We start from the raw sequence: 15669 nt of genomic DNA on the forward strand, positions 1-15669 counted from the left end.
ACGCGCCATCCATGGCGCGGGGCGGCTAAACCGGCATCCCTGCCGGTTTACCCCCCAAATCCCTGTCGAATTCCGGCCAGCGTGGTTTAACGGGGCGCCTAAGATCAAAAGCAGATCAAGATCAAGATCAAGAGCGTCTCGCTTCGCATCGTGGTTACCGTCGGCTGCTACAGCCTACAAAGTTGTGTAGATACCTATGCTGCGATGACATCGACTCGATCCAACGGATGCACCGAGTCGTCTCATTGCAGGCAAAACCAGCTCCCACATGGGATGTGTATTGCGTTGCAACTATCAGCCTTGCTTGAACAACTCCATGGCGCGCTGGCGGATCTGCTCCTCGGTGAGGTCTTCCTTGTGTGTGGCCAGGAACCAGAGATGACCGAACGGATCTTTCACGCTCGCAGAGCGGTCGCCATAAAACTGATCCTTCGGCTCGGACACCACGGTGGCGCCGGCATCAACCGCTCGTTGGAATTGTGCGTCCACATCTTCCACATACAGATGCAGACCAATGCTGGTGTGCTCATCCGGATTGCGCAGGGCCATTTGATCGCAGGGCGTACCGAGCATCAGCGACGAATCACCAATCCGCAGTTCGGCATGACCCACCCTGCCGTCGGGCATGTCCAGGCGCATGACTTGCGTGGCGCCAAAGGCTTTTTTGTAGAAATCGATGGCCTCGCCCGCTTTGTCGATGCCCATATAAGGTGTGAGGCTGTGATAACCGTCGGGAATAGCTTTGACGTTCATGACATTCTCCCTGAATCGAGGTATGAACATTTCACTATAGGCCACGTAATGCGTGGCCTGCGGGCAACCGACGAGGTGCTTTTATCAAGGCGATGTGGTGGGCTCCAGCAGTTGGGCGCCCGGCCCATACTCAGCGAGCTTATCGTCCTGATTGCGTAACGGGCACGCCTCCATCGATAAGCACCCGCAACCGATGCAGCCATTGAGCTTGTCGCGCAGCAGCACCAGTTTGTTGATGCGCTCATCCAGATCTTCACGCCACAACGCCGATAGGCGCTCCCAGTCGTGAACATTGGGTGCGCGCTCATCGGGCAAGGTGCGTAATGCCTCGCCAATGGTAGCCAGCGGAATGCCCAGGCGCTGGGCGATCTTGATCACCACTACGCGCCGCAATACATCCCGTGGATAACGCCGCTGGTTACCTGCATTGCGATTGCTCTTGATCAGCCCTTTTGCCTCGTAGAAGTGCAGGGCAGTAACCGCTACGCCGCTGCGAGCAGCGAGCTGCCCGACGCTGAGTTCCTTATTGAGCATGAACATCTCCCAAACAGTGCTTGACCTCGACTTAACTAGAGGTTTTACCCTGCGTGGCATCGAATCGCAAGATTCTGCCTACAACGAGAGGGGAGTGTTCATGCAGGTATCGGAGAAGTGTCGCGGCTTCACTCAATTGATCGAGTTTCAGATCAACCCCCAGCAGCAAGATGCCCTGGTGGCGGCCTTGTCCACTCAAAGCGAACGACTGGCCGAGGGCCACGATGGTTTTCTGAGTGCCAGCGTGCAGGTCAGCGAGGACGGCCGGCGGGTGCTCAATTACTTGCAATGGCAATCGCGCGCAGATGGCGAGGCGGCGTTCAAGTACTTCGAGCAGCGCGGCGAAGATTTCTGGACGCTGATTCGCGCCCACCAGGCAACGGCGGTGACCTTCGGTTCGTTCCAGGTGCTGCAAAGCTTCGAGCGCAGCCATGACAACGCGCTGCATTGTCGCCTAAATGGATAAATGCAGCATCCGCCCGCCCTGCATGTTTTCGCCAGTTCGACGTTTGTTCACCGCCAGCTCGCCGAGCTTGATCAAGCGCGAGCGCGTGACGTTGCGGCTCAGGCCCAGCAGGTTGGCGGTGTGCACCTGGTTGTAATGGCTGAAGCGGTAGGCCGCACGTAAGAGTGCGTCTTCGACCTTTTCATGCAGGGCGCCGGCCTGTTCCTCGAACAGCGTTTGAAACGCCCGCGCCAGCAAGGCTTCGGCGCTGTTATCAATGTGGTGCGGGTTGTCGTCCTGGCGCTCGATACGCATGTTCGACAGGCGCAAATCGTCGCGCCCTATCACGCCCTTGTGGCAGATCAGTAGGGTGTGATGGATGACGTTTTCCAATTCGCGGATGTTGCCTGGCCAGTTGTAGCTCTTGAGCTTGTGCTCGGCCTCACGGCTGATGGTGATCGGGCCGTAGCCCAGGCGCCGACGGTAGACTTCGATAAAGTGCCAGGTCAGCGGCAGGATATCGCCAGGGCGCTCGCGCAGTGGGCTGAGTTCCAGGCTGACTACGGCGAGACGGTAGTAGAGGTCCTCGCGGAAATGCCCGGCGTTGATGGCCTTTTCCAGTTGTACGTTGGTCGCGGCGAGCACGCGCACATCAATCGCAATGTTTTTGCGCGAGCCCAGGCGTACGACTTCACGCTCCTGCAATACCCGCAAAAGTTTGACCTGGATCGCCATTGGCAGATCGCCGATCTCATCGAGGAACAAAGTACCGCCGTCAGCCTCTTCGAACCAGCCGGCCTTGGCACTCAGAGCGCCGGTAAAGGCACCTTTGTCATGGCCGAACAGCTCGGCTTCCACCAGGGATTCAGCGAAGGCCCCACAATTCACCGCGATGAACGGCCGGTTGCGCCGCGCGCTGAGGTTGTGGATATGGCGCGCCACCAGCTCTTTGCCGGTACCGGTTTCGCCGATGATCAACACGCTTGCGTCGCTGGGCGCCACTTGCTGGATGTGGTTGAGCAAGGCCTGGGATTTAGGGTCCTCAAAGACCTGAGCGGTGGCGCGGATCGAGGTCGCGAGTGTGGGGGAGGGCGGTAGAGTCAACAACTGCATGGGCACCTCGTTGAAGGGCTGTCGCCATGGCGACCGTTGCGTGGCGAACAGTCGGGCTACGTGACGCCACTTATAAAGGGTTGGTTTTATTCCGTAAATGAATGTATTTAAATATTTATAGATCTAAAGTGAATATGTGGGGCGCGCTATCGAACCTGCTGTAACGGTTGATAGCGACTATCACGGGCGTTGATTTTTCATGGCAGGGGGGCGGGAGTAGCCTGTGTTCATTGACTCGAAACCTTCTCAGCAGGACCGCCGCCATGAACCGTCTACTCGCTATTTCGTTACTGTTTGTCATCTCTGTTCTCGCCGGGTGCGCGACTCACCCTTCACCTGAGATGCGCCCTTACACGGCAGAAGAAACCAAACAGTTGGCGTTGGAAGCGTTGAGTCGTCGCGGGTTGTCATTTGATGAATACCAACAGCAGCGTGCTGCCCTGACTGGCCAGCCACAGAAAACCTTTGGCTTTGATCAGCAGGCTGAAATGAACGCACAGCGCGCTGCACAGCGCAGCGGCCGTGCGAGTTGAGAACCGGGGGACGAGAGGTACGTCTTCCGGTTTGACGAGCTGATATCTGTCGGCTAGAACTTAGCCTTAGCAACGCATCACGGCTGCATGATGCAGGCGGATGGTTGAGTCGAGTGTCTGATTTTTCCTGTCTCTTTGGCTTCGTGCCATGTTGTAGTTTCGCTGTGGAATAGCATTGCAAGACATTCCAAATTGAATGTACTTCGGGTTGCGCCAGCCGTTCGCGGCGCGTGACTCCGTGCCGGGTGCTTTCTGACGGGATCGTGAAACTGCGCAGTCTTTCTTCGATAGAAATACGCCTGGCCTGCCATTGAGGCTGGTGATCATGAGGATGTCGATCGGGTGGGGTTTGCGTGTTTCGCGCTGTGGTTGGGGTTTGTCCGGCTTGGTCTTCGCGTTGCTGAGTGTGGAGGTTTCGGCGGCGGCCTGTACGGCACCCGCCTACAACGCTGGGACCGTCTACGAACAAGGCGACCAGGTGCAGAACAAAAACCAGCAGGACAAAACCCACGAGTTTGAATGTTGGAAAGACACTGACAAGTCGCCGCACGGGCCGGGCAGTTGGCAATGGTGCAACCAGTCCGATTACAACCCCGGGCAGCCATCCTCTCATGGTGTCGAGATTTGGGGCGATGCCTGGAAGGATCTGGGGGAATGCGGTGGCTTCCAGGGTAACCGTCTGACCCTGAACTTCAGCACGTTAAGCGGCCGGGGGCCGATCAGCCAGCCAACCCCGGGAGTGGCGCGGGCCGATCAGGTAGTCACTGGCGTATTGCGCTGCAAAGCCGAGGAAATCCCGATCAGTGCCAAGTCCGGCGAAACCATTCACCTCGATAACCTGAAGGCCTGCGACTACCAACTGGTGATGAACCCCGCTGGTGGGTTTGTGCCCTTGAACACACCGCGTATCGTTTCCTTCCAGCGAGAGGAGGGCGAAGAACAGGCGGTCACCCTGAAGTATCGGCCACCGGTGCAGGTGGGCAGGCTCAGCGGCTTGCCGGGGGTCAAGATTGAATTGTTTGCCCAGGGGCTGATACAGCCTCGGCAGATGGCGATGGGCAAGGACGTGCTCTATGTGGGCTCCAGTGCGATTCCATCCTACGTCTATGACGGGAAAATCGCCGATATGATCTATGCCTTGCCCCTGGACAATGCCGGCAAACCCACCGGCATCTACGTGATTGCCAGCGGGTTGGAGGAGCCGCACGGGGTGGTGTATCGCGACGGTGATTTGTACTACTCGACCACTGGCGGCCTCTATCGTTTGCGCGATGCCGATGCGCATTACAAGGATCCTTCGCCTGAGCGGGTGTTCAAGTTCCCCGCCGACGATGCGCCATTTCCTCTGCCTTCGGTGGCGTCTGGCTCAAGCACGCGCTTCTGGCATATGAAGCACCCTTTGCATTTCAACCCGCTGGATCCCGCCGACACTGGCCTGTACACCGCTGTCGGCATTCCTTGCAACCTGTGCATGATCCCGCCTGACCCGCGTTACGGCACGTTACTGCGTTATGACACCGTGACCGGTAAAGCGCAGATTCTTGCAAAAGGGGTGCGCAACTCTGTGGGGTTCGACTGGAACCCGCAGACCGGTGAAATCTGGTTCACCGACAACAACCGCCAGGGCTACCCCAACCCCGACGAAATCAACCGCATCAGCGGTCCAAACCTGCACTTCGGCGTGCCCTATCTGTTTGGCAAAGGTACGCCGGGTTTCACCGATGAGGAGTTTGGCAACCCGGGGGTGATCCAGCCGCCCTTGGTTCAGGGAGCGATTGTTTCCGATAAGTCCCGGCAGCAGATCGACCCGAAAGACTACGTGCCGGCCGCCTTTGAATTGGGTACCAACACCGCACCCCTGGGGCTGAAGTTCTGGAGTGGTTACCCGGCTCGCACACGTTCGCAGAACATGCTGGTTGCCGTGCATGGGGCGGGCACGGCCGAGCGGCCGGGTATGGATGTGCGACTCGTCTCGATCCAGGACGGAACGCGAGTGGTCAATCAGATCCCGTTGATCAATGGGTTTATCCAGGACCCCCTGCGTTTCGATGTGTATTGCCTGGACGACTCCTGCATTGGTCGGCCGGCTGACTTCCTGGCGCTACCGGACAACAGCCTGCTGATCTCCGATGACGTCGCCGGGGTGATCTATCGCGTCAGTTATGACCCAACAGGGTTGCCGAATACAGAGTTGACCCTGCGGCCGGCGCTCGCACCGGCACCTGAGCTGGAGAATGAGATGATCAGTGGCACGCTGATCGCTCCGGGCGGTAATACCCGCCAGTTCCATACATCGTTGAACCCTGCTGACAGTTATGCCGGCTTGGTGCTCAAGGGGCTGCCCTACGGGACTTACCAGGTTCGGCTCAATGATGTGAAAAACTGGATTCCGCAGACGCGCAATACTTCACTCACCTTGTCTGCTGACGACAACAAGCACGTGTTGAACATGCAGTACCGTGAGCGGCCGATCAAGCTGGATATCAAGATCACGGTATTGGCTCCGCCCAAGCCTGCGTCAGTAACGGATTCCAGTTGGCATTTCACCCTCAAGCTCAAGGGCTCTACGAGCACCGAGCCCAAAGTGGTGCAGGTGCCTTGGGGCGAAAGTGTCACCGAGCTTCTGGACTATGGGGATTACGAGGTCATCTATCCCTTTTACCCACAGGAGCTGCCACAGCCGGAACAGGTAGCGCTGCGTATCAACGAGGACAGCCAGGACGAGCAACTGTTACCTATCAGTTACCGTCATGAACCGAAATTGGGCGAAACAGTGCTTGCCGAATCCTGCACCAAATGCCACGCGGTGGAGTTTTTCAACAACCTGCGCATGGCGGTGGCATGGAGCAGTGCTGGCCAGGATGCGTTGGTGCGGCAAATCCAGAGCATGCCGGTGGCCGGGCATTGCGACGCCACCTGCGCTACCGAAATCAGCAAGCATTTGTTTGAGGTGGTGTGGGCGCCCTACCTGAGCCCGAACGAGGCTCACGGCAAGCGGCAGTTGCGCTTGCTGACGCGCGATGAATACGCGGCCAGTGTCAAGGACATACTGGGTGTGGAGGTCAATACTCAGAAGCTGCCGGCAGATAAATCCGAGAAAGACTTCAAGTTCCCAGGTGAAGCCAGCAAAGGGCTGCTGCAGGCTGAAGACATCAAGCAGCTGTATGGCATGGCGGTGTCGATCGCCGAGCAGGTGGCACCTCAACGTGTAAAACGCTTCAAATCCACTGCCGGTACCCTTGAGGTCAGTGCCCTGGGTTATCAAGTGTTCCGCCGTCCTTTGAGCCCGTCTGAGTTGTCGCGTTATCAGGCGGTGTTGGATGAGCACGGAGAGCGGGCGCTGATCGCTGCGCTGCTGTTGTCGCCCAACTTCCTGTATCGCTCGGAGTTGGGCCAGGCTGTCGCACGGCAGGCCGAGGTCTACAAACTGACCCCTTATGAGACCGCAACTGCATTGTCCTACACCTATCAAGGCACCACTCCGGACGCGCAACTGCTGGCCAAGGCAGAGCGCAACGAGTTGCAGACAGTGCAGCAAATCAGCGCAGAAATAGACCGAATGATGCGCAGTGAGCGCGGGCTTGAGCAGTTCAATCGGTTCATCAGTTACTACATCAAGACTCAGCGCGGGGTGCAGGAGAAGCCCGGCCTGAGCGCACAGATGATCCAGTTGATGACCCAGGAGCAGGCCCTGTTGACCCGTCACGTGATGCTCGACGGCAAGGGGACGTTGGACGAACTGTTCAACCCCGGTGTGACGTTCCTCAACAAGGCTCTGGCCGAACACTACGGTATCGGCGGCGTAACCGGAGACACTCTGCACAAAGTCGCCGTGGATGAGAAACGGGGCGGCTTGTTGCACTTGGGGCTTTTTCAGGCCTCTACCTCTGACTATCAGGTCACCTCACTGGTCAAGCGCGGCATTGCCATTCGCGAGCAGCTTTTCTGCCGGGAGTTTGGGGCGCCGGTCGAAGCCGAGCCTACAGAGCCGGCCTACCCTGCGCGTGCGATCAGCACCCGTGAACGCTGGGACCTGATTAATGGTGAGCAGGCTTCGGGGGGGCGTTGCTGGCAGTGCCATCAGTATATGAACGACGCCGGGGCCTCGATGGAGCATTACGACGCTGCCGGGCGCTATCGCCAGCAAGAACCTGCCTACAACTACGCGCAGTTCCCTGTGCAGTTGCCGATCAAAGCGTCCGGTCCGTTCATTGGGGTTGATGGCACGGTGCCTATCGACGATGTGCGCGGTATTTCCAAGCTGATCGCGCACAACTCGGCGTCTCTGTTCTGCATGGCGGATAGCTATTTCCGTTTCGCTTCGGGCAACAAATCCGACGAGTCCACTTCCGCGACGGTCAAGGCATTGGTCGACGGGCTGAAGGGCAATGGCTCATTACCAGCGATGCTGCGCACGCTGGGCACCTCCAACGCGTTCCAATTCAAGACGCAGAGGGATTGATCATGGATATCTTGAAAAGTCGTCGTCGCTTTCTGACCGGCCTGGCTGCGGTAGGTGTGTTCGGCCCGCTCACCCAGTGTGGCCTGGCGCGCATGGCCTTGGCCGGGCAAAGCCAGCAGGCCAGGTTGAAGGTGGTTTTCTTTGTGGTACCTGATGGCCTGGCAGTCGACTCTGCAACCGCCTATTCCAGTGATGGTCGAGGCCTCTGGCATCCCGTTGCCGAAGCTTTGGACACTTCCGACTTCCAGCTCAACGAGGTCAGCCAGGAGCTTGCGGCCTATAAAAACCAGTCCTTGTACCTGCGTGGCACGATTCTGGGCCCCGGCAATGAAGGCCATAACGGCTGGACGTGGGCGTTGCGCGACCGTGAGAAGAAGATGGCGTCGATTGATGTGTTGCTTGGCCGCCATATGCCGGGGACCGATCCGTCCCAGCGGAGTCTTTTTGCCGGACCGCATTCAGGCATTGACGGGACCGCCTGGCAGGTATCCTGGGAAGGGCCGGAAAATGGCGGCGCAATGCGCAGGCCTGAGCAGGACCCGGTGTTGATGTACGAGAAAATCTTTGGCACGGTCAGTCGTGAGGTGCGCGAGCAGCAGGTGCGGAACAGGCATGTATTTGATCCGGTGCTGGCGGATATCAACGAGCTGCGAGGCAGGCTTGCGGGGGCGCAAAAACAGAAGCTCGATATGCAGCTTGATTCGGTTGAGCAGGTCATGAAAGACATGGAAGAAACTCTGCCACCCATTGGCGAATGTTCGCCTTTGCAGATGGACACGTTGCCGTTCAAATCTGCGGAATTTCGTAACCAGGTACAGCATCACCACCATCAGGTGGTTGCCACAGCGCTGGGGTGTGGCATCACGCGTGTAGCGACGATTCAAGTCGGGCGCTCGGCGGAGTCGCTCAATATCCTGGACGTCAGTAATGTGACCAACCCCCATGATTGCGCCCATCGTTATGCCGGGCTGGACGTATGGAAACGATCCCGGCAGTGGTATACCCAGCGAGCCAAGTTGTTCATGGACGAGTTGGCGAAGCGTGCCGATCCCGACGTGCCGGGTGACAGCCTGCTTGAACACACGCTTGTGGTATTCACCAGCGAGATGGCCGATGGTGCCCCCGAGCATACGAAGGATATGCCGCTGGTACTGATGGGCGGGGCCAGCGGGTTGTTGAAGAGCGGCGATGGCGCAGGACGCTATTTCAACATCACGACCCAGGGTGATCGTCAACAAGAAGGCAACCCGGTCATTGGCAATAAAATGGTCGATATGCAGCGAATCTGGGCCACCATCGCCCGGGCAGCCGGAACCGTTGTGCCCTACAACGGAAACATCGATCCGGTGAGCGGGTTGTTTACTAACGTTTGAGTCGCCTGGCGCTGCACTAAAAGCCGAAAAATCCGTATGGCGGATTTTTCGGCTTTTTGCATTTGCACCCAATCGCCTTTGAGCCTGTTAAGCTGAAAATCAGGAGCGTTCCTACGCACATTTACATCACGTGGTTCTTCTTCAATGGCACTCGATCAGTTAAACCTGACGACCTCTGTTCTGTTCGATGCCCCCGGGACGCCGCTCTCGGGAACACGCTCTGCGAGTTTTACGCCATGAATAAACGTCCGTTGTATTTCGACTATGCCGCCACCACGCCAGTGGATGAGCGAGTTATCCAGGTGATGGTCGAATGCCTGGGTTTCAATGCCAATTTTGGCAACCCTGCGTCCAGTTCCCATGCATTCGGCCAGGCGGCCCGGCAAACGGTTGAGCAGGCGCGACGGCAGGTAGCCGAATTGGTCGGCGCCCAGCCTGAGCAAATTGTCTGGACTTCCGGTGCCACCGAGTCCAACAACCTTGCGATCAAAGGGGTGGCCCAGGCGCGAGGGCTGGCGGGTGGGCATATCATCACCAGCCAGATCGAGCACAAGGCCACACTCGACACCGCGCGGCAGTTGCAGGAAGCCGGCGTGGCTGTGACCTATCTGGTGCCCGATGCCGATGGCTTGATCAGCGTTCAGGCTGTCAGTGAGGCATTGCGTGACGACACCTTCCTGGTGTCGTTGATGCTGGTCAATAATGAACTGGGCACCCTTAACGACATTCCGGCTATCGGCGCGCGGGTGCGTGAGCAGGGCGCGCTGTTTCACGTGGATGCGGCACAGGGGGCGGGCAAGGTTGCCATTGACCTGGCGCAGTGGTCGGTGGATTTGATGTCTTTTTCCGCCCACAAGCTCTACGGCCCAAAAGGCATTGGCGCGCTGTACGTTGGGCCTCGTGCGCAGCAGAAAGTGTTGGCACAGATTCATGGCGGCGGCCACGAAGGTGGCTTGCGTTCGGGCACCCTGGCGACGCATCAGATTGCGGGCATGGGCACGGCGTTCGCTCTGGCGGCGGCGTACTTTGCTGAGGAAAAGGCGCAGATCGTGGCCTTGCGTGAGCGCTTGTTGGAGCAGTTGGCTTCGATTCCCGGAGTACGCCTCAATGGCAGCCCAACCCAGCGTATTCCCCACACTCTCAGCCTGACGTTCAGCGAAGGCGAATTCAATGCTGCCGCCTTGAGTGCGGGCATTGCCTTTTCGGCGACTTCAGCGTGCAATTCGGCTAGCAATGCACCGTCCCACGTCCTGGTGGCCCTGGGGCATGATGCCCGCAGCGCTGGTCGCACTATTCGCTTGAGCCTGGGCCGGTTCACCACCGAGCGGGATATCGACGACGCTGTGCAATTGATCAAGACGGTACAGGCCAGCGCACCAGCGTTCTGGGCTGTCTGATACTTCATTTGCAATACATAACAATTATTAGTGGTTAGCAGGAGACACAATGAGTACGCAGCCTTTGACCCATGGAACGGTTCCCCAGCGCTTGGCGCATACCCGTGAACTGATGCGCCGCGAAGGCATTCACGCCCTGCTGGTGCCGTCGGCGGACCCGCACTTGTCCGAGTATTTGCCGGGTTACTGGCAAGGGCGCCAGTGGTTGTCCGGGTTTCATGGTTCGGTGGGCACTCTGATCGTCACGGCGGAGTTTGCCGGGGTCTGGGCGGATAGCCGTTATTGGGAACAAGCGACCAAGGAGCTCAAGGGCAGCGGTATCGAGTTGGTGAAGCTGCAACCGGGTCAGCCTGGACCGTTGGAGTGGCTGGCCGAGCAAACCCCTGAGGGTGGCGTGGTGGCGGTGGACGGTGCGGTCATGGCCGTGGCCTCGGCACGTACCCTGGGTGGCAAATTAGCCGAGCGTGGCGCGCGTCTGCGTACCGATATCGATGTGCTCGATGAAGTCTGGCAAGACCGCCCGGCGTTGCCGAACCAGCCGATCTATCAGCATCTGCCGCCCCAAGCCACCGTCAGTCGTGGCGAGAAACTGGCCGCCTTGCGTGCCAGTTTGAAAGACAAGGGCGCCGATTGGCATTTCATCGCGACGCTGGATGACATCGCCTGGCTATTCAACCTGCGCGGCGCTGATGTGTCGTTCAATCCGGTGTTTGTGTCCTTTGCTTTGATCAATCAGCAACAGGCCACTTTGTTTGTGGCGTTGGGCAAGGTCGATGCGCAACTGCGGGCGGTGCTTGAGCAGGATGGCGTGACCCTGCGTGATTACAGCGAGGTGGCGCAAGCGCTGCGAGCGGTACCGGCGGGTGCAAGCTTGCAAGTAGACCCCGCCCGCGTCACCGCCGGCTTGCTGGAAAACCTCGACGCGGGCGTCAAGCTGGTTGAAAGCCTCAACCCCACCACACTGGCCAAATCCCGCAAGAGCCTGGCGGACGCGGAACATATCCGCCAAGCCATGGAGCAGGATGGGGCGGCGCTGTGCGAATTCTTTGCCTGGCTCGATAGCGCCCTGGGCCGTGAGCGCATTACCGAACTGACGATTGACGAGCACCTGACCGCTGCGCGTACCCGCCGCCCCGGCTATATATCGCTGAGTTTCAACACCATTGCCGCCTTCAACGCCAACGGCGCGATGCCGCATTACCATGCCACCGAAGAAGAGCATGCGCTGATCGAAGGTGATGGCTTGCTCTTGATCGACTCCGGCGGCCAGTACCTGGGCGGAACCACGGACATCACGCGGATGGTGCCTATCGGTACACCGAGTGAGGAGCAGAAACGCGATTGCACGCGAGTGCTCAAGGGCGTGATCGCTCTGTCCCGTGCGCAGTTCCCCAAGGGCATTCTTTCACCGTTGCTGGATGCCATTGCCCGTGCGCCGATCTGGGCAGAAGGCGTGGACTACGGTCACGGCACGGGCCACGGCGTAGGTTATTTCCTCAACGTGCATGAAGGCCCGCAGGTGATTGCCTATCAGGCTGCTGCGGCGCCACAAACGGCGATGCAGCCAGGGATGATCACTTCAATTGAGCCGGGTACTTATCGCCCTGGCCGTTGGGGCGTGCGCATTGAGAACCTGGTGTTGAACCGTGAAGCGGGCAAGACCGAGTTTGGCGAATTCCTCAAGTTCGAAACCCTGACCCTGTGCCCGATTGATACCCGCTGCCTGGAGCCGTCGTTGCTGACGGCGGATGAGCGTGAATGGTTCAACGCGTATCACGCCCAGGTGCGTGAGCGTTTGAGCCCGCTGCTCAAGGGGGCAGCGCTTGAATGGTTGCAGGTGCGCACTGCGGCGATTTGATCGGTTGCGGCCAAGGCACTGCCGGCTGCAATCAACATCTAGCTGAGGGCTTCACGCACAAAGTCCAGACGGTCCTGGCCGAAGAACAGCTGGTTTCCTACAAAGAAACTGGGAGCGCCGAACACGCCGCGCTTAATGGCTTGTTCGGTTTTGTCCTTGAGAGCGTCCTTGACGGCTGCATCATTGGACAGGGCCAGTACCTGCTCGGGATCGAACCCCTGTTCGGTGAGCACATTGGCCACGACCTCTGGGTCGCCCAGGTGACGGCCCTCTACCCAGAGTGCGCGGAACAGGCAGTCGATGAAGTCGAGGAAGCGCTCAGGCTGGTGGATTTGAATGCCGGTGACGGCGCGCATCAGCACCAAGGTATTGATGGGAAAGTGTGGGTTGAACCTGAGCGGCACGTTGTAGCGTTTGGCGTAACGCGCCAGGTCATCGAGCATGTAGCGCCCCTTGGCGGGCACCATGATCGGCGAGGCATTGCCCGTGGCCTTGAATACACCGCCCAACAGCATCGGTTGATACACCACCTGTGCGCCCGTTTTGGCGCACAGCGCCGGCAACTGGGTATAGGCCAGGTAAGTGGCGGGGCTGCCGAGATCAAAGAAGAACTCCAGGGTTTTACTCATGGTCTGTACTCACTACTTATTGTTATAGAGGGAGTCACCAGGTTTCGTTCCAGGGGCGCAGGTCCAGTTCGAACGTCCAGGCGTCCCGTGGCTGGCGATGCAGGAACCAGTAGTTGTCGGCAATATGGTCCGGGTTGAGGAGGGCGTCCTGATCCTTGAGGGCGTATTTTTGCGGGAAGTTCTCGCGAATGAAGTCGGTATCGATTGCACCGTCGACCACCACATGGGCGACATGGATGTTCATCGGGCCTAACTCCCGCGCCATGCTTTGTGCCAGGGCGCGTATCCCATGCTTGGCGCCAGCGAAGGCGGCAAACCCCGCGCTTCCGCGCAAGCCGGCGGTGGCGCCGGTGAACAGAATAGTGCCGCGGTTACGCGTGACCATGCGCTTGGCGACTTCCCGTGCGTTCAGGAAACCGGAGAAGCACGCCATCTCCCAGATCTTGAAGTACTTGCGTGCGGTTTCTTCCAGAATGCTGCACGGCACATTGGCGCCGATATTGAAGACGAACGCTTCAATAGGCCCCAGCTCGGTTTCGATTTGCTCGACCAGCGCGATCACGTCGTCTTCTTTGCGGGCATCACAGGCAAAGCCATGGGCTTCACCGCCTGCCAATTGAATGCTGTCCACCAGGGGCTGCAGTTTGTCAGCGCTGCGACGGGTGACGCAGGCGATGTAGCCTTCGCGGGCAAAACGTTTGGCTATGGCGCCGCCGGTCGCGTCACCGGCACCCACTACTAATACGATTTTCTTGTTGTGCGGCATGGGAACTCCATTGGCTCGATGATCGAGCAGGAGTTTAGCCTTCGTGCCGCAATTGGCCGGAATTTAAGATGAGCAGTCAGGAAAGACTGCTCGGGCAGCTATTTGCAGATGACGATCATACTGCGGCTGGTATAGCCAGCAGGGTTGAGGCCGAAGGGATAGTCCCCAGGCTCCTCGGAATTGTCGCCGGATTTGGCTATCACCCGGTAGCCCTTGGCACCGCATGAGTTGGCTGCACTGGTGTAGCACTGGTCCCAGGAGGAGGACAGGCCAGAACAGTTGATATGCAGCCCTTTTTTACCCCGTTTCACTTCTGTTTTTGTGGTTGCAGCACAGCCAGCGATGCCCACAACCAGCAACAGTATCAAAATTCGTTTCATTCCCATCCTTAATAGCCGCCCTGCAGAAGAACAGAGCCGCTTTACTCGCTCTCGAGCGAAGCGTTCATGCTGTCCGTGTCGAAATTCTCCATGAATGACATTCGGTTACGGTCTAAACATGGCCTAAATGAGCGGCAAATACCAGAGCTGGCTTTAAAGATGATCAGTCGGCAGGCACCAGTGGTTTGGATTCGTTGCGCATCGTCAACGTGGCGCCTACGGAAGCCAGGATAATGCAGGTGATGGCCAGCCATTGGGCCAGGGATAAGTGCTCATGCAGAAAGAGCAGGCCGGAGAGGGCGCCGAACGCCGGTTCGATGCTCATGAGCGTGCCGAAGGTGCGAGCAGGGAGGCGAGTCAGTGCCACCATCTCCAAGGTGTAGGGCAAGGCGGTGGACAGAATCGCGACGCCAATGGCGATAGGGATCAGGGCGGGCGTCAGCAGTGCGGCGCCCGCATGCACGATGCCGATCGGTGCGACGAACAGGGCGGCAATCATTACGCCGAGTGCGGCGGTCTGAACACCATTGTCGTTCCCAGCCTTTTGGCCGAACAAAATATACAGGGCCCAGCATCCGCCTGCGCCCAGTGCGTACGCCGCGCCGACCCAGTCGATACCGCTACTGGCCTCGCCCGTCGGAATCAACAGCAGCAGGCCGATGATAGCCAGGGCAATCCACAGGAAGTCGACAGCTCGGCGCGAGGCATAGATAGCGACGGCAAGCGGGCCTGTGAATTCGAGTGCTACGGCAATCCCCAGCGGTACGGTGCGAAGGGACATATAGAAGAGGAAGTTCATGCCGCCCAGCGCCATCCCGTAAATGATCACCGTGCGCAAGGACTTGGCTGTCAGCGTGGCGCGCCATGGGCGTAATAGCACCAGCATGATCACACTGGCGAAAATCAAACGCAGAGCAGTGGTGCCTTGTGCGCCAACAATAGGAAACATGCTTTTGGCCAATGACGCACCGGATTGGATGGACGCCATGGCGATCAATAGCAGGCCGATCGGAAACAATACGGATGCCAGGCTGCGAGGTGGGGTGGTCATTGCGGTAGTTCTTCCGAAGTCATGATCGATAAATACCTGGAGCTATGATGCTTAACTGTCAACGAATGAGCAATATATTGCTCAAATACTGACTTGTAGCTGTCTATATAGTGGGGATATCGGGTTTTTGAGGTATTTGATAGAAAAACCGAATAATTGGGTTGACGGCAGATTCTGGAAGCCTATAATTCGCCCCACTTCCGGCGCAGTCGAAACGGAAAACTCCTTGATAAACAATGAGTTATGCAGTTTTCGGCAGCAAGTTGCTTCAGTTCATCGAAGCCAAAAGGAAGTTGAAAAAGAGGTGTTGACAGCAGCGTGTAACGCTGTAGAATTCGCCTCCCGCTTACGAGAGATCGCAAGCGCAAGTGGTTG

At 58.3% G+C, this 15669-nt stretch carries 13 protein-coding genes; 6 read left to right on the forward strand and 7 right to left on the reverse strand.

What is annotated here, in order from left to right; genetic code table 11:
• Positions 1 to 294: 294 nt before the first annotated feature.
• A complete protein-coding gene (locus tag GIV35_RS26250) occupies positions 295 to 753 on the reverse strand; it encodes a VOC family protein (protein WP_198716883.1) in 459 nt (152 codons plus the stop codon).
• 84 nt (positions 754 to 837) lie between these two features.
• Positions 838 to 1287: a redox-sensitive transcriptional activator SoxR gene (gene soxR / locus GIV35_RS26255; protein WP_223024258.1), complete on the reverse strand. Its 450-nt coding sequence runs from the start codon at positions 1285 to 1287 to the stop codon at positions 838 to 840.
• Positions 1288 to 1387: 100 nt separating this feature from the next.
• On the opposite strand from soxR, the gene GIV35_RS26260 reads away from it, so the two are divergent.
• Complete coding sequence (locus GIV35_RS26260; RefSeq protein WP_223024259.1) at positions 1388 to 1753, forward strand: antibiotic biosynthesis monooxygenase; 366 nt, start codon at positions 1388 to 1390, stop codon at positions 1751 to 1753.
• Here the strand turns inward: GIV35_RS26260 and GIV35_RS26265 are convergent.
• Positions 1742 to 2845: a sigma-54 interaction domain-containing protein gene (locus GIV35_RS26265; protein WP_236264502.1), complete on the reverse strand. Its 1104-nt coding sequence runs from the start codon at positions 2843 to 2845 to the stop codon at positions 1742 to 1744. The genes GIV35_RS26260 and GIV35_RS26265 overlap by 12 nt on opposite strands.
• Before the next feature lie 263 nt (positions 2846 to 3108).
• Between GIV35_RS26265 and GIV35_RS26270 the strand changes: the two genes are divergently transcribed.
• The 5 genes from GIV35_RS26270 (at position 3109) to GIV35_RS26290 (ending at position 12468) form a co-directional block, all read left to right on the forward strand.
• On the forward strand, positions 3109 to 3378 hold the full coding sequence (locus GIV35_RS26270; protein ID WP_105226340.1) for a hypothetical protein: 270 nt from the start codon (positions 3109 to 3111) through the stop codon (positions 3376 to 3378).
• A gap of 331 nt (positions 3379 to 3709) precedes the next feature.
• The gene (locus tag GIV35_RS26275) at positions 3710 to 7840 is read left to right on the forward strand and encodes a DUF1592 domain-containing protein (protein ID WP_233475338.1); all 4131 of its coding nucleotides are present in this window, start codon (positions 3710 to 3712) and stop codon (positions 7838 to 7840) included.
• A 2-nt stretch (positions 7841 to 7842) separates the two neighbouring features.
• Entirely contained in the window at positions 7843 to 9213 is a 1371-nt protein-coding gene (locus GIV35_RS26280; RefSeq protein WP_105226342.1) for a DUF1552 domain-containing protein, read from the forward strand.
• Positions 9214 to 9449: 236 nt separating this feature from the next.
• Positions 9450 to 10610: a cysteine desulfurase family protein gene (locus tag GIV35_RS26285; RefSeq protein ID WP_223024252.1), complete on the forward strand. Its 1161-nt coding sequence runs from the start codon at positions 9450 to 9452 to the stop codon at positions 10608 to 10610.
• 49 nt (positions 10611 to 10659) lie between these two features.
• On the forward strand, positions 10660 to 12468 hold the full coding sequence (locus GIV35_RS26290; protein ID WP_198716831.1) for an aminopeptidase P family protein: 1809 nt from the start codon (positions 10660 to 10662) through the stop codon (positions 12466 to 12468).
• A gap of 38 nt (positions 12469 to 12506) precedes the next feature.
• Here the strand turns inward: GIV35_RS26290 and GIV35_RS26295 are convergent, their stop codons facing one another.
• The 4 genes from GIV35_RS26295 to rhtA all read right to left on the reverse strand — a co-directional run bounded on the left by GIV35_RS26295 (position 12507) and on the right by rhtA (position 15294).
• Entirely contained in the window at positions 12507 to 13097 is a 591-nt protein-coding gene (locus GIV35_RS26295; protein WP_032901924.1) for a 2-hydroxychromene-2-carboxylate isomerase, read from the reverse strand.
• A 34-nt stretch (positions 13098 to 13131) separates the two neighbouring features.
• Entirely contained in the window at positions 13132 to 13863 is a 732-nt protein-coding gene (locus tag GIV35_RS26300) for an SDR family oxidoreductase (RefSeq protein ID WP_105226345.1), read from the reverse strand.
• 98 nt (positions 13864 to 13961) lie between these two features.
• Positions 13962 to 14243, reverse strand: a complete 282-nt coding sequence (locus GIV35_RS26305; RefSeq protein WP_003190182.1) for a hypothetical protein — start codon at positions 14241 to 14243, stop codon at positions 13962 to 13964.
• Positions 14244 to 14406: 163 nt separating this feature from the next.
• Complete coding sequence (gene rhtA, locus GIV35_RS26310; RefSeq protein WP_105226346.1) at positions 14407 to 15294, reverse strand: threonine/homoserine exporter RhtA; 888 nt, start codon at positions 15292 to 15294, stop codon at positions 14407 to 14409.
• Positions 15295 to 15669: the final 375 nt, after the last annotated feature.

Origin of the sequence: Pseudomonas sp. PA-1-6B (assembly GCF_021609545.1) — a bacterium.
Lineage (GTDB): Bacteria > Pseudomonadota > Gammaproteobacteria > Pseudomonadales > Pseudomonadaceae > Aquipseudomonas > Aquipseudomonas fluorescens_BV.